This window comes from Novipirellula herctigrandis (genome assembly GCA_007859835.1).
GTDB lineage: Bacteria > Planctomycetota > Planctomycetia > Pirellulales > Pirellulaceae > Novipirellula_A > Novipirellula_A herctigrandis.
The window spans coordinates 3,763,050-3,786,816 of the sequence record SJPJ01000001.1 but is presented as its reverse complement, the minus strand read 5'-3'; the positions used below and the strand labels follow the sequence as shown (position 1 = coordinate 3,786,816).

Annotated in this window: 12 protein-coding genes; 9 read left to right on the top strand and 3 right to left on the bottom strand. The window is 54.1% G+C overall.

Annotation, left to right across the window (positions count from 1 at the left end; translation table 11 throughout):
• Nucleotides 1–24 precede the first annotated feature (24 nt).
• The 9 genes from CA13_RS13815 to CA13_RS35105 all read left to right on the top strand — a co-directional run bounded on the left by CA13_RS13815 (nt 25) and on the right by CA13_RS35105 (nt 16,975).
• Nucleotides 25–3,243, top strand: coding sequence for a GH116 family glycosyl hydrolase (locus CA13_RS13815; RefSeq protein WP_419194323.1), 3,219 nt, complete (start codon nt 25–27; stop codon nt 3,241–3,243).
• Between the two features lie 335 nt (nt 3,244–3,578).
• Nucleotides 3,579–5,654 (top strand): glycoside hydrolase family 172 protein, encoded by a 2,076-nt coding sequence (locus CA13_RS13810; RefSeq protein WP_146397552.1) that lies wholly within the window; start codon nt 3,579–3,581, stop codon nt 5,652–5,654.
• An 814-nt stretch (nt 5,655–6,468) separates the two neighbouring features.
• Nucleotides 6,469–7,815: a 4Fe-4S dicluster domain-containing protein gene (locus CA13_RS13805; protein WP_146397550.1), complete on the top strand. Its 1,347-nt coding sequence runs from the start codon at nt 6,469–6,471 to the stop codon at nt 7,813–7,815.
• Nucleotides 7,816–7,829: 14 nt separating this feature from the next.
• The gene (locus CA13_RS13800) at nt 7,830–8,384 is read left to right on the top strand and encodes a BMC domain-containing protein (RefSeq protein ID WP_146397548.1); all 555 of its coding nucleotides are present in this window, start codon (nt 7,830–7,832) and stop codon (nt 8,382–8,384) included.
• Nucleotides 8,385–9,024: 640 nt separating this feature from the next.
• Nucleotides 9,025–10,449 carry a sulfatase-like hydrolase/transferase gene (locus CA13_RS13790; protein ID WP_146397547.1) on the top strand — a complete coding sequence of 475 codons (1,425 nt, stop codon included), beginning with the start codon at nt 9,025–9,027 and terminating at the stop codon, nt 10,447–10,449.
• Nucleotides 10,450–10,479: 30 nt separating this feature from the next.
• Nucleotides 10,480–11,472, top strand: coding sequence for an alpha/beta hydrolase (locus tag CA13_RS13785; RefSeq protein ID WP_146397545.1), 993 nt, complete (start codon nt 10,480–10,482; stop codon nt 11,470–11,472).
• 587 nt (nt 11,473–12,059) lie between these two features.
• Nucleotides 12,060–13,409: a Gfo/Idh/MocA family oxidoreductase gene (locus CA13_RS13780; protein ID WP_419194322.1), complete on the top strand. Its 1,350-nt coding sequence runs from the start codon at nt 12,060–12,062 to the stop codon at nt 13,407–13,409.
• Nucleotides 13,410–13,545: 136 nt separating this feature from the next.
• Complete coding sequence (locus CA13_RS13775) at nt 13,546–15,984, top strand: DUF5703 domain-containing protein (protein ID WP_419194321.1); 2,439 nt, start codon at nt 13,546–13,548, stop codon at nt 15,982–15,984.
• A 262-nt stretch (nt 15,985–16,246) separates the two neighbouring features.
• A complete protein-coding gene (locus CA13_RS35105) occupies nt 16,247–16,975 on the top strand; it encodes a hypothetical protein (RefSeq protein ID WP_419194320.1) in 729 nt (242 codons plus the stop codon).
• A gap of 332 nt (nt 16,976–17,307) precedes the next feature.
• Here CA13_RS35105 and CA13_RS13765 read toward each other — a convergent pair whose 3' ends face one another.
• The 3 genes from CA13_RS13765 to CA13_RS13755 all read right to left on the bottom strand — a co-directional run bounded on the left by CA13_RS13765 (nt 17,308) and on the right by CA13_RS13755 (nt 23,740).
• Nucleotides 17,308–18,945 carry a sulfatase-like hydrolase/transferase gene (locus tag CA13_RS13765; protein ID WP_146397538.1) on the bottom strand — a complete coding sequence of 546 codons (1,638 nt, stop codon included), beginning with the start codon at nt 18,943–18,945 and terminating at the stop codon, nt 17,308–17,310.
• 155 nt (nt 18,946–19,100) lie between these two features.
• Nucleotides 19,101–21,479 (bottom strand): protein-disulfide reductase DsbD family protein, encoded by a 2,379-nt coding sequence (locus CA13_RS13760; protein ID WP_146397537.1) that lies wholly within the window; start codon nt 21,477–21,479, stop codon nt 19,101–19,103.
• The gene (locus CA13_RS13755; RefSeq protein WP_419195112.1) at nt 21,476–23,740 is read right to left on the bottom strand and encodes an FAD-dependent oxidoreductase; all 2,265 of its coding nucleotides are present in this window, start codon (nt 23,738–23,740) and stop codon (nt 21,476–21,478) included. The genes CA13_RS13760 and CA13_RS13755 overlap by 4 nt, the downstream gene beginning before the upstream one ends.
• Nucleotides 23,741–23,767: the final 27 nt, after the last annotated feature.

Sequence of the window (23,767 nt, the reverse complement as noted above, 5' to 3'; positions counted from 1 at the left end):
CAGTAGCATAGGCACGATCAACAAATGAACGAGAAACCAACATACCCATTGAACCTTGTCGAGAGTTCCTGCTGTGGAGAAACAGATAGTTGTGCGCCGCGGTCGATCGGACGGCGTGGATTTATCAAGGCGACGGGCCTGACCGCTGGCATGTTGATGGCGGGTCAAGCGAGCGTGATGGCAGGTCCCTTTGCCGCGGAGGATTTTGAGAAGATCATTCCCTCTGACAAAAAGTTGGGCAGTGATTGGATCGCCAGTCTGTATGCACGCGGCGAACCGTTAACCGCGACCGGAGATGATCTCAAATTCATCGGAATGCCCATTAACGGCATTTGCACCGGTCAAGTTTATCTGGGAGGCGACGGTCGGCTCTGGTATTGGAATCTGGACGGCAACAGAGATGCAAAACATACTGGGAAAGGTCCCCGGTTCACCGATCCCGATACGATCCAATCCCCCATGAATCAGGGCTTTGCGTTGCAAGTCGACTGTGACGGCGAACAGCGAGTCTTCACGCTGGATTCCAACGGCTTTGAGGATGTGGTCTTCACGAACCGGTATCCGATGGCGAGGGTGACCTATGCGGATGCGGCGTGTCCCGTGGACGTTGAACTGGAAGCGTACACCCCCTTCATCCCGTTGAACCGCGACGATTCCAGCTATCCGGTGATCGTGATGCGTTACACGATCAAAAACAACTCGGACCAGATCCAAAAGACGGCCATCGCGGGTCACGTCGAAAACTTCTCGAACTTCAGAAGCGGACAGGGGAAAAACGGCATCCGGTTAAGTCGGTATAGCGAACAAGATGGACTGTCTGCTGTGGAATGTTGGACGAAACCTGCTGACATGGATAACCGCGGCGAACAAACCGAGGTGTTCGCCGATTTTGAAGGTGACGATTACGGCGACTGGAAAGCGGAAGGCGAAGCTTTTGGCGATGCGCCGGCCTTAGGCGGTCGCACGATTCAGGTATTGTCCGGTTTCAAAGGCAAGGGCTTGGTCAATTCTTGGACTGGTAGCGATGAACTTCAGGGCAAACTGACCTCACCTGAATTTAAGATTGAAAAACCCTTCATCAATTTCCTCATTGCCGGCGGACGGGACGAGAAGTCACTGAATATCAGCTTGTGGGTCAGTGGAAAGAAAGTTCGCTCCGCGGCGGGCAAGCAATCGGACGCCATGGCATGGTCCACCTGGAACGTGACAACACTGGTCGGCAAGCAGGCGCACATTGAAATCCTAGACGCATCGTCGCGTGGATGGGGACATATTGACGTCGACCACATCGTGTTCTCTACAAAACCCACAAACCAACAAACGGAAGCGCCGTTTGAAAAGGCAACGGATTTTGGATCCATTGCGTTGGGGCTATTGGGTAAAGAAAAGCCGGACATCGTAGACATCACACGATCGGAGCCAGGCACGTCTGGGCTTTTTATTCCAAAGCAACACAGCGAGAAAGACGACGAGGTTTACAAAAGCCCCTTCAGCGAGAGGGGATTTGCCTCGATCGGGCGCACACTGACGCTTGAGCCCGGCGAAGAGGAAACCGTTTCCTTTGTACTGTCCTGGCGATTTCCCAACGCAAGATATGTCACGGCGTTCGGACGTCGTCCGGGAGCACCCGACATCAACCATTACTCCACGTTGTGGCCGACGGCGACGGATGCGGCCGGGGTCGTGGCTGTGCGGGATACGGAACTGCATACAACGACCCAGACATGGGCCGATACCTGGTACGATTCCACGTTGCCTTATTGGTTCCTGGAGCGAACGTTTATTCCCATCAATTGCATGCAGACTCAGGTGGCCGAACGGTTGGCTCTGCAAGGCGGCATGTACAACCTGGACGAAGGTGTGAATTGCTGCCCGGGCAACTGCACACACGTCTGGCAATATGCCCAGGGGTTGTCGCGAATCTTCCCGGTCATCGAACGTGAATGTCGTGACAAGGTCGAATACGGCAAGGGGTTCAGGCCTAGTGACGGCGCGATCAACTTTCGTCATTCGATCGGTAAATTCGAAGATGCCATCGACGGTCAATGTGGAACGATTCTGCGTGTCCTGCGCGAAAGCCAGATGACCACAGACTATCGGTTCCTGGAAAGCATTTGGGACCGTACGAAGCTATCGATGGATCACGTCATCCGCAAATGGGATCCAGACGAAAACGGACTGCTTGCCGGTGCCCAGCACAACACGCTGGACGAGCCCTGGTTCGGGCAAGTGCCTTGGCTGATCAATCTGTACCACGCCGCGCTCAAGGCGTCAGCAGTGATGGCGCGACAGATGAAACAGCCAATGGTGGCCCAGCGCTATGAACGGATCGTCGCGAAAGGGGCTCCGGCGATGGTTGAGATGCTCTGGAATGACGACTTTGGCTACTTCATCCATAAGCCGGGAAAAGCAGAAACGGAGAAGCACGGCTCCACCAACGGTTGCCACATCGATCAGGTGTTTGGCGATTTCTGGCTACGGAACGTGGGCCTCGACCGAATTCTACCGCAGGACAAGATCCGCCGGGCGCTCGACTCGCTTTGGACATTCAATTTTTCACCCAACGTGGGCGACTTTCGAAAAGTTATGACCGATGGGCGGTGGTATGCAGTCGAAGGCAACGCGGGACTGGTGATGTGCTCGTTCCCCCATGGGAAGATCGAACCGAAGAGCGGCAAAAAAAACTATGCGGGCTATTTGAATGAATGCATGACCGGCTTCGAATGGCAGGTCGCCGCCCACATGATCTGGGAAGGGATGCTCGAAAAAGGGTTGGCGATCGGCAAGGCGATTTACGACCGCTACCTGCCGCGCGACCGCAACCCGTACAACGAGATCGAATGCAGCGATCACTACGCTCGCGCCATGTCGAGCTACAGCGCCTTCATGGCCGTGCTCGGGTATCGATACGACGGACCAGAGGGCAAACTCGCCTTCGGGCCACGCATGCAGCAAGACAACTTCCGCGCCGCCTTTACCACCGCGGAAGGCTGGGGGCGTTTCAGTCAGACCGTCAAAGCCGGTCAGCAGAAAAACACTATCGAACTGCGATACGGCAAGCTTCATTTGACGGAGTTAACCCTTGACGGTGCGCCAGGAACCCATGCCAGCAAGATCGTAGTCACACTTGACGGCCGCGATATCGATGCCCGAATCCAGAAAGACGGTCCAAACACCGTCATTGAATTTCCGCAAGGACTTGACATCAAAGCCGGCCAAATCCTGAGTGTGCAGCCTGTCTAGCACTACGTTGAGAGAAGTAACCAGACGCGTAAGAGGACCGTTTCCAGCGAAATAACCAACTGTTGCTTGGACGCCTACGGGATAGACTTGTAGGCTGTCATGATTCACGCCATTTAATCTCCCTGCGTCCACGCAGACGCAGGCTGGAAGCCTATCCCACGACTAAATCGACAAGCCGTTGTGACAAGAACGAACCGAACCTCCATGATTGGATTCCAATGAACAAAATTTGCAACATTAAAAGTTTTGCGTGGTGCTGCCTAGCTGTAACCGCCTTGGGCTTCTCCGCAGTTCGTGCCGCCCAGCCGGTATCCATCGAATCTTTGTTGAACGAAATGGTTGATCGAGACTCGGTTGCTCGGTTCCCTGAGAACGATTTTCGGCTGAGACAAGACAGCAGCTATAATCGGGCGTCCAAAACTCCGGAGGATACCGAAGGTTGGTTCAATAACTTCGATCGAAACACAGATGACCGACACCACAATTTCATCCGCATCGAAGAAAATCATGGCCGTAAGGAATGGGTGGTGATGGAACATGAAGGCCCCGGTGTGCTGACGCGATTTTGGGCACCGTGGCGGAGTCAAACAAAGGCAGAGACCAACATCACGCTCCGCTTCTATCTCGATGGTGATTCCGAGCCTGCCTTGGAAGGGAATATGTTCGATCTTTTTCAGGGCAACGGACTGATCCCCTTTCCATTGGCCCATCAGTCCCTGCGATCCGCCGTCTCGTTTTTTCCGATCCCCTACGCCAAAGGGTGCAAGGTGACGATGTCCGATCACCCCTTTTTCTTTCAATTTACCTACCGCGATTACGCCGATGACGTAAACGTAAAAAGCTTCACGATGGATGATTTTCACGAGGCGAAAGCAACGATCGACTCGACATGCAAGTCATTGCTCGATCCGCGACTGCCTCGGCAGGGCGAGCCAATTTCATTCAATCAGACGCTCGCTCCGGGAGCCGAGCATTCGATCGATTTACCTGGCAATTTACACGGCAGCGAAGCTGCGATTCGCAAGCTGTCGTTGAAACTTGCCGACGACGACGATCCTGCGGTCACTCGGTCGGTTGTGCTCAAGATTAACTTCGATGGCAAAGAAACCGTCTGGTGCCCGATTGGCGACTTCTTCGGCAGCGGCATTGGCCTGAATCCGCTGGAGGGCTGGTATCGCACGGTCACTGACGACGGCACGATGACGTGTCGTTGGGTGATGCCCTATCAGACATCCGCAGCGGTATCGTTGGTCAATCTCGGAGAGATGCCTGTCGATGCTCAGTTGAATGTGAACGTCAGCGATTGGCAGTGGGACGACCGATCGATGTATTTTCACGCAGGCTGGCGCGGTCAATACCCCGTCGCGACCCGACCTTACTCGGATTGGAATTACATCACGACCAAGGGACGAGGCGTCTACGTCGGCGACACGCTCACGATCATGAATCCGGTCGAAAAATGGTGGGGTGAGGGTGACGAGAAAATCTGGATCGATGGTGAGGAGTTTCCGTCCATCTTCGGAACCGGTACGGAGGACTACTACGGCTATTCATGGGGTGGTGTCAGTACCGATTTTTACGAGCATCCGTTCCACGCACAGCCACGATCAAACGTTTACAACAAATTAAACCGAAAAACAACGAACGAGAGAAACACCCAAGGCTATAGCGTCGAGACTCGAACCCGATCGCTCGACACGATTCCGTTTGCCAGTTCACTGCAACTGGACATGGAAGTCTGGTCCTGGAGCGATTGCGACATGGGCTACGGGGTTGGGGCCTATTGGTATGGCTTCGCGGACACAACGTCGAACCGCAAGCCGGACGCGGCCGAGGTTCTCAATGTGCCGCCACTGCCGGACACCGACGCTGCACAGACCACCAGCACGTTTAAGAACGCAGTGGAGATTAACGCCGAGATTGTTATCTCCAAGTCCGATAACATTGTCCTCAGGCCGCAAAATTTGAAGCGGTTGAAGCTCAAGGGATCATGGAACTTGGACAATCAATTGTTGTTCAAGAATGCCCAGATTGGTGATGTAGTGGAGATCCGTATTCCGGCGTCGAGTACCGTGCCCGCAAAGAGTCCAGCGGCCGAGACGTTGACGCTGCACGCCACAAAAGCCCAGGACTACGGCATTCTAAATTTTTCGGTGAACGGCAAGCCGGTCGGGAAGAACGTGGATTTTTTCACTGCCGAAAAGGCTACGTCTTACCGCCCCATCGTGCTCGGAACGTTTAATCCTGTGGATAGCGTCTATGTACTTCGAGTGGAGGTCGTCGGGAAGAATCCGAAAAGCAAAGGCGCCCTTTTCGGACTTGATTGCGTCAGCATCGGCCCGGCTGACGGCCCGGCTGACGGCCTAGCTGACGGCCTAGCTGACGGCCCGGCAACTCCGCCCAAAGAGTAAGCCGACACTGATGTCAACATCAACTGCTGTGCCAACCATCCACCGTTGGGCAATCAGATGCCAGAAAATCAGCATCGACCCGGAGTCGACGTCACAGTCAACCTATTGATCCGTTGTTCGTTGATGCCGCAAATGGTGACTTCCGACGGAGGCCTGATTCGCCGGCACTTGAACTCGGTTTTGTGACATTGGACATGCCCAAGATCCGCCTTGTCGAAAATTTTGCCATCGATGAAACGCAGACCGAACACCCAAGCAAGCCAAGAAGCGCGGCCGATGATAGCACGACGGCTCGCGACACAGGTATCCAATTCAGCACCAACCACGGCATGTCGCAAATTATCGCTACGGTGTCGCATTTCAGACTTGAACGCGAGTCATGGCCGGTTAAAATCATGACCTCCTCCCGCCACGGGGTCAGCTGCCGTGCGATTTTGCCTTCACCCTCATGGCGGGCGGTGAAGAGAGGTCTAGCAGTAGAAACATGAAAGGCCTTGGTCGCGCGGGCCCTCCCTCAGGCTCGTTCCTCGCCTTCAACCCTCACGGAGGGAGCGTGACCGTGACACCGAAAATGCATAGACTCATTGGGCCAAGAAACGTCGACCTCGTTCGCGTGGAGGGGCTGCGGCAAAAAACAGACCTCGCGCCGGTCTTCACTCGATTGGAGTGATGCTATGGGTCCGATCAAGCCGAGAAGGAAAGAAACGCGTCGATGGAGGTTGCCGATGATGCAAAGGAATAACGGCGCATCGTCGTGCAGTAACAAGCGGCTTCGCAACAACTACAGTCCCCTTTGATAACAACACAGATCATCATGCAGAAGAAATCGAAACAGGATCTGCTAAGGCTAATCAGGGAAGCCGGCGTGATCGGGGCCGGTGGTGCCGGTTTTCCAACTTATAAGAAGTTGGACGCCACGGTCGAACACGTGATTGCCAACGGGGCGGAATGTGAACCCTTGTTGCAGAAGGACCGCGAGTCGATGCTCCAACGCCAGGACGCCTTCTTCCGCGGACTGCAAATCCTGCGCGACTTGACCGATGCCGCGACCGTTACCGTGGCCGTAAAAAAGAAAAATCAAGACGTGGTCGAGAGCTTCCAACCGGATTTGGAGTCGAATGGCTTTGAAAGTCTCGTCTATCCCGATGTCTATCCGGCTGGTGACGAGTACATACTGGTGTACGAAATCTCCGGACGATTGATTCCACCTGGAGGAATTCCGCTGCATGTTGGTTGCGTCGTGGACAACGTCGAAACGATTGTCAATGTTGCCCTCGCCGCCGAAGGGAAGCCGGTGGTCGATAAGTTCGTCACCGTTTGCGGCGCCGTCGCGGAACCGTTGACAACGGTCGTTCCGATTGGAGTCTCCATCGCTGATTGCCTCGAATTGGCAGGAGGCCTAACCGTAGACGATCCGTTGATTCTAACCGGCGGAATCATGATGGGAGGTGTCACGACGGACCTATCCATGCCGGTGGGCAAAAACATGGGCGGAATCATTGCGTTGCCACGCGATCACTATTTGGCGAAACGCAAAACTCAATCGCAGGAAACGTACACGCGGATCGGTCACGGGCAATGCGACCAGTGTTCATTGTGTACCGAGCTATGCCCGCGATACATCATGGGCTATCCGATCGAACCGCATCGCGTCATGCGGACACTGCTGATGACCGGCGAGGCCAAACAACGAAGCAGCCTGTGGGCGCAATACTGTTGCGAGTGCAATGTCTGTTCAATGATTGCCTGTCCGGAAATGCTCGACCCTAAAAACATCTGCGTGGATGCCAAACAGGTACTACGCGAAAATGAGTTGGGACGCACTGAACAGGAATTGGAAGTTCTGTTCCGCGATCCCCACCCGGCCCGGAAAGGCCGCGAGATTCCTATTCCGACACTCATCACTCGGCTGGGGCTGGCGTCCTACAATCGCAAGGCCCCCTTCGTCAGCTTCGATCATTGGCAACCGCAACGTGTCACGATTCCATTGAACTCGCACATCGGCGCACCGGCAAAACCGGTTGTGTCCGTAGGTGACACGGTCCAATGTGGCGACGTCATCGCCACCGTTGACGAGCAACAATTGGGGTGTCCAGCACACGCCAGTCTGGACGGTCAAGTGACGGCAGTCAAAGCCAACAGTATCGAAATCACAGTTTAACGAACGGCAAATAGATGGAAAACGGCAACGCAATTGGCATCGTGGAGACCTCCAGCATCGCGCGCGGATTTTTGATCGCGGACACGGTGCTCAAAACCGCAAACGTGAAGATCATTGTCAATCGGACCATCTGTCCTGGCAAATACATGGTGCTGATTGGCGGAGGCGTTGACGCCGTGACCTCGGCTATCGAAGCCGGCGCGAAGGCTGGGGCGCATACGGTGGTGGATCAGTTCGTGATCCCCAACGTACATCCCTCTGTTTTTCCGGCCATCAGCGGTATAAGTCACTTGCCCGAACTCAAAGCGCTCGGCGTCATCGAAGCATTCAGCGTGGCGTCGGTCATCGAGGCAGCCGATGCGGCAGTCAAGGCGACGCCAGTTCAACTAATCACGATTCACTTGGCCATGGCGATCGGCGGCAAAGGTTGGGTCTCGCTGACCGGTGATGTTGCGTCCGTTAGTGAAGCCGTCGAAGTTGGCGGAGCGGTGATCGAACGAAAAGGGTTGCTGGTAGACAAGATCGTCATTCCTGCTCCGCGTCCCGAGATCATTCAAGAGTTCGTTTAAGACGCACCATGCTCGTGCTTTATAGCATCTTGGGTGGTTTCCTGTTGAGTGTCGTCTAACTCCCCGAGCCGTAGCAGGCTCTGTTGCTTTCACTTGTGATCTACGTTGCTTTGCCGCTTGTTGCTCGGTATCGGGCGCGACGATGGTCGATCGCAGCCCAAGCTGCTGCATGTTTTGACGCCAATGACGATCACCGACTTACTAACGGTCGTTGACGCTCTGATGGAAGTTCCGCTAATGCTGGTCAAGGTTTGTTTGCGGACGCAGCTTTGGTTCGCGTCCGAATCGTCTCTCGCTACCGACAAGGGAAGGAGCGATTCCATGAACGCGAATCAATCCCCAGAATGTTTGGGGAGAGGTTTCCCGATGGCTTGCGATGACAGACAAACACGCCCAAATTGTGGCAAGAGTCACTGAAGCGTCCCGCGTTTTGAATCAGTAGTAGGTTTGGTTGTCACACGCATCCATGAATACACCGGATGGTGAATCGACTTCCATGATGTCCATGACGAATTTTTCGTCCAGCGACGAAATAATCATGCAATGTGTTTTGCAGAACCTGCAATGTTGCAGGCTGTATACTATCATGCGGATGGCTCTCACTTTTCGATCACTCCATCAGCATTCCTCGAAGGCGGCAATGACTTTTCAATCACTCATCCACATGACCATTCTCGGCATCATCGTGGCGTTGCCGGCGACGAAGTCATTCGCGGCGTCTGATGAGACTGCATCGCCAAACATCATTTTGCTGATGAGCGACGACCAGGGATGGGGCGATGTCGGCTTCAACGGCAACGATGTCGTGAAGACGCCTCACCTTGATGCGATGGCAGTCGGCGGGGTCCGATTCGATCGCTTTTACGCCGCAGCGCCGCTTTGTTCTCCGACGCGAGGAAGCTGTCTAACCGGGCGCTATCCGTTTCGTTTTGGCATCCTGGCTGCGCACACAGGTGGCATGCGTGTTGGGGAAATCACCATTGCGGAAATGTTGAAAAAACAAGGATATGCGACCGGCTTCTTTGGCAAGTGGCACATCGGATGGGTGAAGCCGGATGAAGTCGGCACACGAGGTTTTTATTCCCCGCCGTCCCATCATGGTTTCGACGAGTACTTCGCTACAACCAGTGCCGTGCCGACTTGGAATCCCACGATCACGCCCGACGATTGGAACAGTTGGGGCGGCGAACCGAGCGGTCCGTGGAAAGGTGGCTTTCCCTACGTTCACAACGGTCACGAAGCGAAAGAGAACCTGTCCGGTGACGACAGTCGCATCATCATGGATCGTGTGATTCCATTCGTCGAAGCGAACCAGGCCCAGCCGTTTCTCGCGACGGTTTGGTTCCACGCTCCGCATGAACCGGTGGTCGCCGGTGACGAGTTCAAGAAGCTCTACCCCAAAGCGGGGACCACGCGGAAAAACTACTACGGTTGTATCACGGCAATGGATCAGCAGATTGGCCGCCTACGAACCAAGCTGCGTGAGCTTGGTATTGAGAAGAATACGGTGATCTTCTTTTGCAGCGACAATGGTCCTTCCGACGGATTAACGCAGAAGGGTGTCGCGTCGGCGGGACCTTTCAAAGGCCATAAGCATACAATGTACGAAGGTGGCGTGATGGTTCCGGCCTGTGCTGAGTGGCCTGGTAAAATTCCGGCCGGAACCTCAACGGACGTGCGATGCAGTACAGTGGATTTCCTGCCGACGGTTGCGTCGATTGTGGGAAATTCGATGGTAAGAAAAGCTTCTCGGCCAATCGATGGTATTGATTTGATGCCGGTGATATGCGGCGAAGCCGGGAAACCAGATCGAAGTCTGTTCTTTGGCTATCGCAGGTTGCACAATGGTATTGATGGTAAAGCAATCATCTCAGGCGACTGGAAACTGCTTCAGGAAGCCAAGAAGGACGGCCGCATGCGTCTGTTTGACCTTGCGAAAGACCCGTTCGAGAAAATCGATTTATCCAAAACGTTGCCAGATCAGGTAGAAATTCTCCGTGAGCAATTGGCCGAATTGGAGGCGAGTTGCCAGCGGAGCCGCGATGGAGCAGATTACCGATATTGACCTGGTGATTAACACTTAGAGAGACAAACGATGGTTAAACTTTCCGCGACCCTGCTTATTTGTTTCGGATGCGTTTCCACCCACGCCCTGGCGAACCCAAATCAACACGATGCCGCCAAAACAAAGTCGACAAGCCAAACCACGAACGACCGCGCCAGTACGGGTTACGATCCATCGATACCCGCAGTGACAATTGCCAACGTTCGCTACGGTGATCACTCGCGACACACTCTCGATTTTTGGAAGGCTGAGTCTGACGAGCCGACGCCCTTGGTTTTCGTTATTCACGGAGGTGGTTGGCGTGGAGGCAGTAGTCAGCAAAAGCTCCACAAGCTTGTTGACACGGCACGCTTGCTTGAGAACGGCATTTCAGTCGTGTCGATCCACTACCGGTTGATGAAACACGCGCAAGATGTCCAGCCGCCGGTTAAAGCACCTTTGGAAGATGCGGCCATGGCACTTCAGTTTGTTCGTAGTAAATCGGCCGATTGGAACATTGACAAGACGAGGATTGGAGCAGCCGGCGGATCAGCGGGTGCATGTTCCTGTCTTTGGATCGGCTATCATAAAGACCTCGCCGACCCGAATAGCGCGGCTCCAGTCGCCCGTGAGTCATCCCGGCCGAATTTCCTGGCTGTGACGCGACCGCAGACAACGCTCGATCCCGTCCAAATGAAAGAATGGATAGCCAACAGCACATACGGCGCGCACGCCTTTAATTTGAATGACTTTGAAGCGTTTATCGCAGCCCGCGACAAAATTCTGCCATGGATCAGAGAGTATTCACCCTACGAACTGCTAACATCCGATGACCCGCCGACCTACATGATCTTCACTGTCGCACCATCCGAGAATCGAGTCGAAAAAGATCCAACTCACTCAGCAATCTTTGGTGTGAAACTAAAGGAGCGGTGCGATGAACTTGGCGTCCAGTGCGAGGTGTGCTACCCCGGTGCGCCGAACGTGCAGCACAAAAGTCCGACTGAATATCTGATTAACAAGTTGCAATCACCGGAAAAGTAGACGCGGGGAACATGTACAGACCCGTTCGAGAAAAACAATCTATCGGCAAACAACGGACGGACCTTGAGGCGAGTTACCACAGAGTCGCGATAGGCCGACGACCGATATCAAGCTGCACCCCTGCGACTTGTCGGCGGCGGATCTGACAATGTTCACACAACAAAGGGAACTCGGGATGCTCCAGACTATTTCAGCAGCGACATACGGCACGGTCCTGGACTGCGTCGCGACCGCAGACCGTTTGTGGTAGTGCTAGGATTTGCTTCTGAATTCCCGGCGTGCCAGCATGCCGACGGTTTTTTAGAAAGACGTGCAAGAATCTTCGGGATTCCAAGTGGCCCGACTTCCCGTCGCGAGGAAAAAACAGGCAAACAGTCAATCGATAAACGATACGTTTCATTTTCATGTTCATCTTTTGTGCTTCAGACACTATCATTAGTTGTTCCGCCATTCTTCGACGGAGCATTCATCACACTAGGGTGACAAACTTAGCAGTCTTGTTTCCTCTGGATTGACCGTTGTGGTCAGTGTCTGCATGTTTCAGGCGTTTCCCTCCCCAAAAAGCCCCCCCCTCCATGAGCAATTCGATGAAAAGAACCAACCGACGTTCGTTCCTGAAAACAGCCACTGCCGCGTCAGCCGCGATCAGCTCGTATAACATTCTTCCTGCAAGCGGGGCGGAGTCTAGCGACAAGGTCAACTTGGCCATCATTGGTTGCGGTGGCCGAGGCGCGAGTATCGGCAACGAAGCGATCAAAACGGGCATGACGAATGTGGTTGCTCTTTGTGATGTCAACCCTTCACGCACCGCGCGATTCAAAGAGCAACACCCTGACGCCAAAGTTTATGACGATTTTCGCACGATGTTCGATGAAATGGGCGACAAGATCGACGCCTGCACGGCGGGAGTGCCTGACCACGGACATTTCCCCGTAACAATGCGTGCGATGGCCGAGGGAATTGCAGTGTATGTTGAAAAACCGCTCGCACACACTTTCGAAGAATGCGAACTGTTGATCGCCGCAGAGAAGAAACACAACGGTATCTGCCAGATGGGCAATCAGGGTCACTCATCGTCGCAGCGAATGCAGTTCAAGACTTGGGTCGAGCAAGGGATCATCAAGAACGTGCGCCGTGTCGACGCCTGTATGAACAAGGGGCGCCGCTGGCATCCTTGGGGAAACGTAACCGGTTTTCCGGCGGCCGAACCAATGCCCGCCGAAATGAACTGGGATGTCTGGACGGGCACCGCGCCCATGCATGACTACAGCAAACGTTTGGACGGAGGCAATTGGCGAGGTTGGTATGACTACGGCAATGGTGCTTTCGGCGACTGGGGCCCACACACGCTCGACAGCATCCACCGCTTCCTGAAGTTGGGCCTTCCGTACGAGATCCGCGCCGACAAGCTAGAAGGCCAGAACGACTTTATCTATCCGATGGCGACAACCATCGCGTTCGAGTTCGCCGAGCGTGGTCCGGGTATGCCAGCGATGTCGATTAACTGGTATGACGGAGTCAACAACAAGCCGCCACGTCCGGATGAACTCAGCTCAGGCCAAAAATTGCCCGCATGTGGCAAGTTAATCTACAGCGACGACTTGACGTTCCTCGGTGGTACTCACAGCGGGAAGCTGAGCGTTCTTTCGGATACCGAAGCAGAAAATGAGTTGCCGGAAATTCCATCGGGAGACACCAATCAGAACCACATGAAGAACTTCTTACTCGCAGCGATGGGCAAGGAAGAATGCAACTCGAAGTTCGCCGTATCAGGACCTCTCACACAGGTCTTCATGCTAGGCTGCATTGCGCAGCGACTTGGTGGTACGCTCAAGTTCGATACCGAGAAGAAGCAGATCACCAACAACGAACGGGCCAATCAACTGCTCAAAGGGCATGCTCCTAGGAAGGGTTGGGAAGAATACTACACCATGTGAAATTCTCCTACGCGACGACGACTAGGTGTTCATCGATGTTGTAGATGATATCCGCCCTTCTTGTGGTTCCGTGTATGCGACACAGGCAATACACGAATCGATGCCATCAGGGAACCTGAATGGCCATTCAGAGGAAATGATGTTTCGAACACTGTGCGTTTTAGCCGTGGCCGGTCTGATGACCGGTGCGGCAGCCTCTGAAAACGGATTTTGGACCGACCGCTACGACATTGAGTGGACGAGCCCAAGCCAAAACGTTTCGGGCAACATGCCGGTCGGTGCCGGCGATATGGCCTGCAACGTTTGGGTCGAAAAGGCCACCGGTGACTTGATGTTCTACATCCAGCGCAGCGGTTCATTCACGGAAATTGGTGAACACATCAAGCTGGGACGAATACGCATCACACTCGCTCCCAATCCGCTGAAGGACTGCACGGACTTCTCGCAAAAACTGATCCTGAAGGACGGTTACATCGCCATCAGGGCCAAAGGGAAGGACGAAGCGGACTTTGAAATACGGATCAATCTTTGGGTCGATCAGTTGACTCATTCGGTGAACGTAACGATCGATGCCGATCAACCAGTCAGCTATCGCGCAGCGTACGAAAACTGGCGCACCGAAGATAAGAGTTTGGTTGAAAATCCAGAAAATATCGAGAAAGGAAAGATCGGGACAATTCGCTTCGGGGCGTTCTCCTACGTTCTTGCTCCGTTCGAAGTCATCAAACTGAAGGACGAAGGATTCAAGCACGACGGGGATTCCATTCTTTTCTATCACCGCAATCCCGCCGAGACGATGTCTCCCAATTTTGGCATCAAACAGCAAGGGCTGGAACAGTACAAAGACCAACTGACCAATGTGATCAAGCATCGCACGATGGGTGGCAAACTCTTTGCTGAAGACGCGTTGAGTGATGGGGCAGGTGAAGGCCGATATTACAAGACTGATTTCAAGTCCTTGATTTTAAAGAGCCGATCACCGGTGAAGAATCACCACATCTTCGTGGCGACCCACATCGCGCAGCGCGACGATGTGGAAGATTGGGTTTCAGAATTGCAAGCTTCGTGTGAGAAAGTTTTCGAGACGAAAGGAAGCTTTGCCAAGAACAAAGACTGGTGGCAAAAGTTCTGGGACCGCAGTCGGATTGTGGTTAGTCCCGATCAGAAGGACGAAAAGTCACCCATTTGGCAGATGGGGAAGAACTATAACTTGATGCGTTATCAATTGGGCGGTAACGCTTACGGCGAATTCCCAACCAAATTCAATGGCGGCAATCTGACGTTTGATGATAGACCGGGCTACGATCCGGACTGGCGGCGCTGGGGCGGAGACTTCTTCACCGGCCAGAATCAACGTCTACTTTACTGGCCGATGCTAAAGTCCGGTGACTTTGACATGATGCCGCCGCAGTTCGACCTGTATAGGAAAGCACTCCCCGGTGCGATGATTCGCGTCAAGGATGCTTTCGGACATGGCGGTGCGGCGTTTTCCGAAAACACGGACGCTTCTGGGATACACATTCCTTTTTGCTATGGCTGGGATGACCCGACCAGCAAGTACCGGCGTGGTGAAGCGATTCCTTTCTGCAGCCCAGAACTTCGCGCATACATGGGACACGGTTCTCCTGTGGAAAAGGGCGTCATGTGCAATCCTTCGGTTGCTTGGTACTACCATCTGCAACTTGAATTCGCGTACATGATCATGGAACGCTACCGGTACACCGGCGAAAGCTTCGAACAATACATGCCGCTGATTCGCGAGTCGCTCAAGTTCTACGATGAGCACTATCAAGTCCGAAAGAAGAACCGCGACGGAAGCCCGCTGGATGAAAACGGAAAGCTCGTCATCTATCCATCGCAGGCATGCGAAGCTTACAAGGGTGTTAAGAATCCGGTTGACGCGATATGTGGTCTTCGAGCGTGCCTCGACTTGCTGATCGAAATCGATGAACCCTACCTGTCGCCAAAAGACAAGGCTTACTTCCGTTCGTTTCTTGACCGCGTGCCCGAACTGCCCTTTGACGAATTGGAAGGACATCGCGTGATGAGCCCAGCGGAAGACGCCGAGCTTTACAACAGCAGCGAAGCGCCGCAGTGGTATCCGTTGTTTCCGTACAACCGTTTTTCGCTTCTCGACGACGAAATGCAGACGTTTCATAACACTTGGAAATACGACACTTCGATGCGTCGGACCCATGGCGGGTGGAACCAGATCGGCATTTTCTTGGCCCGGATGGGAATGACCGAAGAAGCACTTGAGTACCACAAGAAGAAGTTCGCCGATGATACGCGGCACCGCTTCCCGACCTTCTGGGGCCCAAATTATGACGGCATCCCGGACCACAATCACGGCGGTGCCGGCATGATCGGTCTACAGGAAATGCTGATGCAGTGCTTCGGCGATAGCATCCTTGTTCTTCCCGCATGGCCGAAAGATATCGATGTGGACTTCAAGCTGCACGCGCCAAAGCAAACGGTCGTTGAGGTGACTTTCAAACTAGGGAAGATTCAGAGCTTGAAAGTTTCCCCCAAAGAACGGGAACAAGATGTCATTACAGAATTTCAACGACCTTGAAGCACAGCGCAAATGCAATCAGGTCAGAGCAACATTCGCTATCTCGAATCCAAGCCTTCCCAATGGGACGGCGTCTTTTTTTGTTTGAATACTGGCGCACGTCGTTTGTAGTGCCGCCTTCCGTCGGATGGGCCGCGCTTGCGGAAAAACCGCCTAGAGGCGAGACAACGAAAAAAGTGGTATTCGCGTTTGCAATCCCTTCGCCGCGTACCGGTGAGTAGAGCGTTCGACTTGGCGATGTGCTTTATGTGGAACACCACAAATGGCACTTTGCGCCACGAATTCTGTCAACAAATGGATGGCCGTTCCAGCGATCTGTGTGTTGTTCATGATTGGCTATTCTGCGGCTGCCGAATCAGCGATCCGGAGCTATGACACCGGACACACGATCATTCATGTCCGCACAGGCATACTTAGCGGCCAGAGTGTCATTGGCGGCGCCAATTACGAAGACGCGATTTCAGCTATGGATTTCGATGGCAAGACTCTCTGGGACAAACCGAACCCACTCACTGGATATATGGTACGCGACCTCTGGTGTGGTGACGTCAACAACGATGGCGACAACGAAATCTTGGCTGCTCTCTCTGACGGCAAACCGCGGTGGGTGAACATGCGACCGAGATCGCCTTTAAACAAGACACCATTGTCTACATCGTGGCGACTATTCATTCGCGACATCGCCGTCAGCGAATGGGACCGTCAAGCCAGAACGGTGAGCGGTGTTGTAACGATCATTCAAGATGGAAATCCCATCGGCGAATTCAACCGGATGCTTGGCTGTGCCGTCGACCGAAACCGGGTTGTTGTTCTGCCCCGCCGCAACAATCCCAAACCATCGCGATGCCGACGTGGTGAGCGTCCCAATCGGTCCGTTTCCCGCCAGAGCATTCATACCACCAACGGAAATTGCCATGGCGATTTCGATAGTTTTTTCCTTTGTCGCCAGCACCGATCAATCCAAACTGCAATCGCTCGCTCGCTGACTTGACGACCGCTTGCGAAGTCATGAAGTGATCGGGGACCGTCGCGGCCGCATCGTCTGTCGTGCTGGTTGTTAGAAATTGGCGACGTGAAGTTTGCTTGGTATCCGTTTCGTTTCTCGGTTGGTCTTAGCGCCGAATGCTTTGGTCCGGAGGGTGAGAACCACGGATGGACGTAGATGAACACAGATAGCTTGAAAAGTATAAGCGAACAATTTCTAAATCGGTGTCTTTTTGTGTTTATCTGGGGTGATTCTCTCGCTAGCGAACGTGGGGTTTGGGACTGCGGTGCCAATTCGTTGATAGTGCGGACATTCAAGATGTCAAAATCAATGGTTGCCTATCCCTTTTTTTTCATTTTCTTGGGCGGAAGATCAACACCCGGTGCATCCGGTTCGGTGTCGAAGAGATCAAATCGCGGCAGGATTTCGTTTAATCTGTCGCGTTCGGCTTGGTGCTGCTCAGACGCTTCATCCCAGTTGGTGATTTCGGGATAACTGATTAGGTTAGCGGGTTCCTCGGAGACGTCCCACCAGCGATCATTACCGTCCTTCATCACTAGATCTCCACGAATGAGTTGTCGCTCACGGCTGTAACCGTAGATCCAATCGCGGTGCTTGACTTTGTCAGTGTACAAGAACGGCACCAAACTTTCGCCGTTGCACGCGTAGTCTTCAGGAATCTCAACGCCAACAAGATCGGCGATCGTCGGTAACATGTCGGACATATTCACCAGCACATCTTGCTCGCCATGCTTGGTCATCCCTGGGGCGTAGATGATCAGGGGAACGTGGACGCCCTTTTGTTTTTCATGGCTGTTCTTGCCATAGCCAGCCGTCCCATTATCAGCACAAAAAATGACGACGGTGTTGTCTTCGATGCCCATCGCTTTGAGTTTATTGCGATAGAGCCACATTTGGTAATCGAGATAGTTGATGTGATGATGGATCCCGGTATCGGTCACGGTTCCGTGCGGATCGTAGTCACCGTTGTCGCCGCTGATGTTGGGCTCCGTTCGTGTATAGCCCGCTCCGTCCCAATGGATGATCGGTGTGCCAGGAAAGCACTGGCCGTTCTCGGTGTTGAGCCAATCGAATGCAGCGTGCCCCAAATGCGTGGTGTGGTACACGAAGAACGGTTTGCCGTTTTCATGCTGTCGGTCCATGAAATCAAAAATGAAATCGAGTTCGACATCAGGACCATACGTACCCAGCCCGAACGAATCGATCGATTTGGGTGTGTTGGGCCACCACTGGAAATCCTTGTCGTCGTGGTGCATTAGGCGAACGTGCGGATAGAAATACCAGCTGTGTTGCGGGTAGGTGTCAAACGGCTTCCCGGTATCCTCATTGATCACCAACTTTTGGCCGTCCACTTTCTTGCTGACCATTTTAAAATCGGCAAACGGATTGTCTTGATCGGCGAGATTACCAGGGGTGAAACAGCCTTGATCAAATCCGAACCGTCGCAAATCACCCGCCATCTGCGTTTTGCCGGCCCAGTAGGTCGCATAACCGCCTTGCTGAGCAACATGTCCGATTTGCAACGGCGAGCTTTCGTACAGCGGCCACGTTGTCACATTTCCATTTTGGTCTCGACTTCGCCCCTTGTACGAGTTGTTCCACCATTTGTGCAGGTGTGCGTAGCGTCCGGTCATCATCATGGCGCGACTCGGTGAGCACACGACCGAAGCCCAAGCCGTTTTCACCCAGCAACCTTCCTGTGCCATTTGGTTCAGCACCGGTGTCTTGGCACGTACGGACAGATCGGAACTATCGTCGCCTCGATCCTTGGTCCAGGTGGAAGACCCGTAAACCGGAAGCTCGCGGGCACTGATGTCGTCGGCGAAAACAAGAATGATGTTGGGACGTTGCGCGGCGTTCGCTCGATCTATCCCGCCAAACAGCAAACTGACAAATAGTAAACCGGCAAGCGTCAAAGCGATTGCGGTGAGGTAAGTCGGTCGTCTCAAGTGCATCGTATTGTTCCCAGCCCTTGCGAGGCGTGTCCTTAAGCTGTCCGTTGGCGGTTTCGTTGTTGGTAATGTATTTTGGTTCGGCGATCGAACTGCACATCGCCACCATCGTGATGGGAAAAGGTGAACCGTCCGGCAGCAAAGCCAGTGTAGGTTGCTTACTTGGCCATGACGGTCAGCGGCAGTGTGAAGTTTAGCGTTTGAGGTCGTAAGCATTTCTTATCGGTGCAGGCCTGGAAGCGGATGCTGCCACTGATCTCCGTGCGGTCAACGGGCGTTTTGCCGAGCCGGATCACACGTTGGAAAGTGGCGTCATCGCCAAGATGTCCATCTACCGACCTAGGAACCTTCCATTCTCCGACAAATTCCATCCCCGCTGGTAGATCGACTTGGATTTCCGTCGGTATGTTTGTCCCGTTGTCTTCGGTCGATGAATAAAAGTGCCAGCCATCTTTCACTCGGGCACGTATCACCAAGGTGACCTTCCATCCAGCGTATTGGTAAGCAACACCCTCAATCGTATGAAGTGCCGCCAAACCACGTTGAAACAGAACTGGTGACACTTCGGTCAATTCTGTCTGCGATTCACCTGTGTTATCCAGTGCTTGCATCACCTTGGCAGGCGGCGTGTCTTTTGGCCTGATGACGTACCGGTAGCCTTGGTCTTCGACAAAAACCAGCTGATCTTTATTCGATGCAAACCACTCACGCCATTGCTTTGGCTTACGGCGAATGCGCTGCCGCGTGTAACGCTGGAGCAGCCCGAACGCCAACTTGGATTGATCGCCATCTAACATGTCAATCCATTTCTCGATGGACGCTGGATCTTGGATCGGGGTTCCGAGTTGCTCCGCTTCGCGGTCGATCTGCAGCAGCCCGCTGCCGGTCGGCACGTGGACAAAGTCCATCCGGTTCGCGAAATGGTTGCGGATTGCTTCTTTGTCGCCGCTTGCTTGCTCGATCAGCGATTCGGGAAACCAGCGAGGTAGGTTTTCGGCGCTCACATAAGGACTTTCCAAAACACTCTTGATGGTGTTGCGGTCATGAAGGCCCGCAAATTCTCGTTGAACCTCGCCGTCAAACTTGTGAATCCAAGCGAGCGAGTTGACGAAGACGCGGCGTCCTTCTTCGGTCATTTCGATTGGCGGAGCCACAAAGCCCCACAAAAATCGGTGGGCTTCGCGGACCAGCGGAACACCACTGACGCCCTTCATATTCACACCGCCGGAGATGATTTCCGAATCCTTGGCGGATGCAAAGTGTTTGCGGCTGGAGACGAGCCCCGGCGTCTTCTGCGGCTCTTCCACTTTCCAAGCCTGAATCTTCAGTTTGGAATGCGGACAGCGTTTTTCGACCAACGTGGGGCTGACAGGAAGCGGTCCTTGAAAGATCGCATGCGAAGTGTTGACCGAGTAGGCTTCGTTGTCCAAACATTGACACAACCAGTCAATCTTGGAACCGTAGCGTTCGCCGGTCATCGCCGCAGACGACCCCATCATCAACATCGCCTTGGTGCATCCGTCGGGAAGCGAGCGAACGACTTGGTCCAACAAAAGAACGTCGGCACGATTGACCATTTCGAGTGTTAGATCACTGGCATTCGTTGCCGCCACCGAAACAAAGTGCTCCGATAAGAACGACAGGAAGTCGTCGGCACGTGAGCCAGCTTTTCCGACGTACAGGACTTCGAGCGGAATCTTACCGTTGCCTTCGTTTGCCTGCGTTTTCTTGGACCATTGTTCGTCGAGCCACCCGATCGCCGCGCGAGTCGTCTTGGGCGGCGAGACCGAATGACCTCCGGCGAAGCAAAAGTGCTTGACCGAGCAGTTTCGTTGCTTTAGCGTTTTGGTATCAATCGTTACCCAGCCGCTCGCCCCCAGATCACGAACACCGGTCACCATGGCGACTGACATGTTCTCGCGATACGGCGCGTCCTGATAACTTGGGCCTCCGAGCCAGCCGCCAAAGGCCACGATTCCCGCGTAGGGTTCGGCACGGCGCGCAGTGATACCGTAGGCTCGCATGGCGCCACCGGAGAAACCACCGAGATAGATGCGCTGCGTGTCGTGCGGCACATGCTTTAGCACGTCGGCAAGAATCTCGTCCTCGATTTCAATCTCAAGATCATCGTCGGCCATGCCGTTTCGTAGCTTGTCACAACCCACCAGCAGCCAACCAACGGGGTCGGTAGCCAGCTTGAGTTTCTCCAACAGTGCTTTGCCGTCACCGCCGGGACTGAACGCGATCAAGATCGGACGCGCGGGCACATCCGGGTCAAAATCGGCTGGTACGTGGACGTGATAGGTCGCCGCGTGCTGCCCCTGGGCAGTCCTCGTGACCGTACGGCCGGGAACCAGCTCAAGCGTTGAGGCGGCGCGGTGAGACGCTGCCGCTTCCAAGCCTGCAATCGGACGGTTCTCCTGGGCATTGCCATGAGCCGCAACAGCGACAAGCAACAAGGAGGCGGCCAGTGATTTTGCATTCGCCATCGCATAGGAACAGATCAAAGTCGTCACTTTCATTGGTCGAAGGGTCACTGAACGGGGACCAATTGAACAGCATCTGCGTGTACGTCGCCGCCAGCACCTTCGCTGGATAGTTGGACAATAATTGAATCTCCCTCACTGAAATCGAACTGACCGATGCTGTGGAAACCGTCTTCTTGGGGTGGCTGTTTCATGTTCACGGTCATGGTCGATGACTCTTTGCCGTACTCAACGACGACGGGCACCGTCGAACCGCGATTCAGGTGCGGATGATAAGCAATGCGTATTTCGTAGCGTCCCGATGCCGGAACTTTTACGGGAAATCGAATCGTGGCTGCGTCACTCTCGCGAGCGTAGACGTACCCGGTTCCCACGAATCCCGGCAGGGCAAATGCGTCTCGCCAGCGTTTGCTCTTGTCGGCATCACGGTCATCGACAACGACGCCTTTTAGCGTGCTTGGGTCAATCCCCTTGGCTTGCCCACGTCCATCCGCCTTTGCCAATGAGTCGTCCGGAATCGCGAACGAATCTTCGACGGTTGGGCGATAGGCTTTGCCGGGTAACTCAAGCAACTTTTCCATATCGCTCCAGTAGCGCTCGTAGATATCGCGTGGCTTGCAATTTTGAAGCACGCAAATACTGGCCGCCTTTCCGACGACTTCGCCCATCATCCCACACGTCTTCATTACGCGCGTGGTGCCCAACGCTTTGTGAGTGACGCTGATGTTGCGCCCCGCCATAAACAGATTGCGGATGTTGCGAGAATAGAAACATCGATACGGAACCGGATAGCCGTACGCGCGATCAATCCGTCTGTCGTGCTCGGCGATCGAAATGAAAGGATTCTCGGAGAATTTGTCGGCATATTCTTTCTTGGGATAGTGCAAGTCAATCGACCATGTGCTGGGGACGCAACCGTCAATGAATTCACGTTTCTCAACAACGTCATCGCCAGTCAAAATCACGTCCCCCATTAATCGCCTTGACTCGCGTGGGCCACCGATAAAGGCGATCCAAGTCAGGAACGCAGTTTTGTGATCTGCCGCGCCATCACGATTTTTCATCGCGTTGAATGCGCCGTAGACGGCTCGCAGATTCCAATCGCGGATTCCCTCAGCGTCGCCGATCGCGTCCTTATCGAAACCGCTTTCCCAGAACCATTGGCCGTGATGATCACGAGGATAGGGGAAATCTTCCATCGCCAAGTCGAGTGCCCACGGCGTTTCCGGGAACGCCGCGGGTGCGTCGCCTTCATCCCATGCCCACATATTGCTCATTCCCATGCGGCCATCGGGCGTCATGTCCCAATCAGCTTTCGCCAAATAGCCAACGGTGCCGTGGCCAGTGCAATCAACAAAGAACCGCCCAGAGAAACGCTTGCGTTCATTCGTGTTTGTGTTAAATGCATGGACCGCAGTGATCTGTTTTTCTTCGGTCTCTACCTTGAAAGCGTGATAGTTCAGGAATAAATCGATATTTGGCTCGGCACGAACGATACGTTCTTTCTTGGCATCTTCAAACTCTTCGAAGGTGCCGGGCGATTTCGTTGCACGGTCGCAGAACTCTTCGACGATCTCGCCGATCCGGGGATATTTGCCACGACGAATGTGTCCCATCGCCCACACCCGAACTTCGCTGGAACCGTTGCCGCCGAGCACTGGACGGTTCTGCACGAGCGCGACTTTGCACCCCATTCGTGCGGCGGAAATCGCAGTTCCCATGCCTGCGTAGCCGCCACCGACAACCACCAAGTCATAGCCATCCATATTGGTGGGCGTCGCGTTCAAGCCCAGCAGTTCACGACGCCAATTGGGTAGAATGTCCGAGGTATTGGGCGGCGGAGAATCGTTCTTCGTAAACAGGATTGCATCACAGCGTCCGTCGAACCCGGTCAGGTCGCGAATCGCCACAGTCGCATTTTCGTTTTCAATCTGAACCGTTCCGCCATCGTGCCAGAACCACTCAACCCCCTTAGTTCCGAAGGTCTCTTGGAGCGGCGTTCCATCCACGATGAGTTGAAATCGTCCGGGCTGCCCCTTGGCTTTCCAGCGTGCCACCCAATCTTTTGTCCGCACGAACACGCGGTACTCGCCCATCTCGGGAAACGCCACTTCGGTGGTCGCATCCTCCACTGGTCTGCCCAGTCCATGAGCGAGCAGATATGGCGATCCCATTGTATCGATAAACTGTGTGTCGAGCTTCCAACCGCCACGCGAATCAAACGATTCGGCTTCCACCAGCACCTGTTGAGCGTGTGCCGGAGCGGTAAATGCGATCGCCGTTAAGAATAGAAAACTGGCAAAGCGTTTCATTTGGAGGTCCTGTGTCCTGCGTAGCAT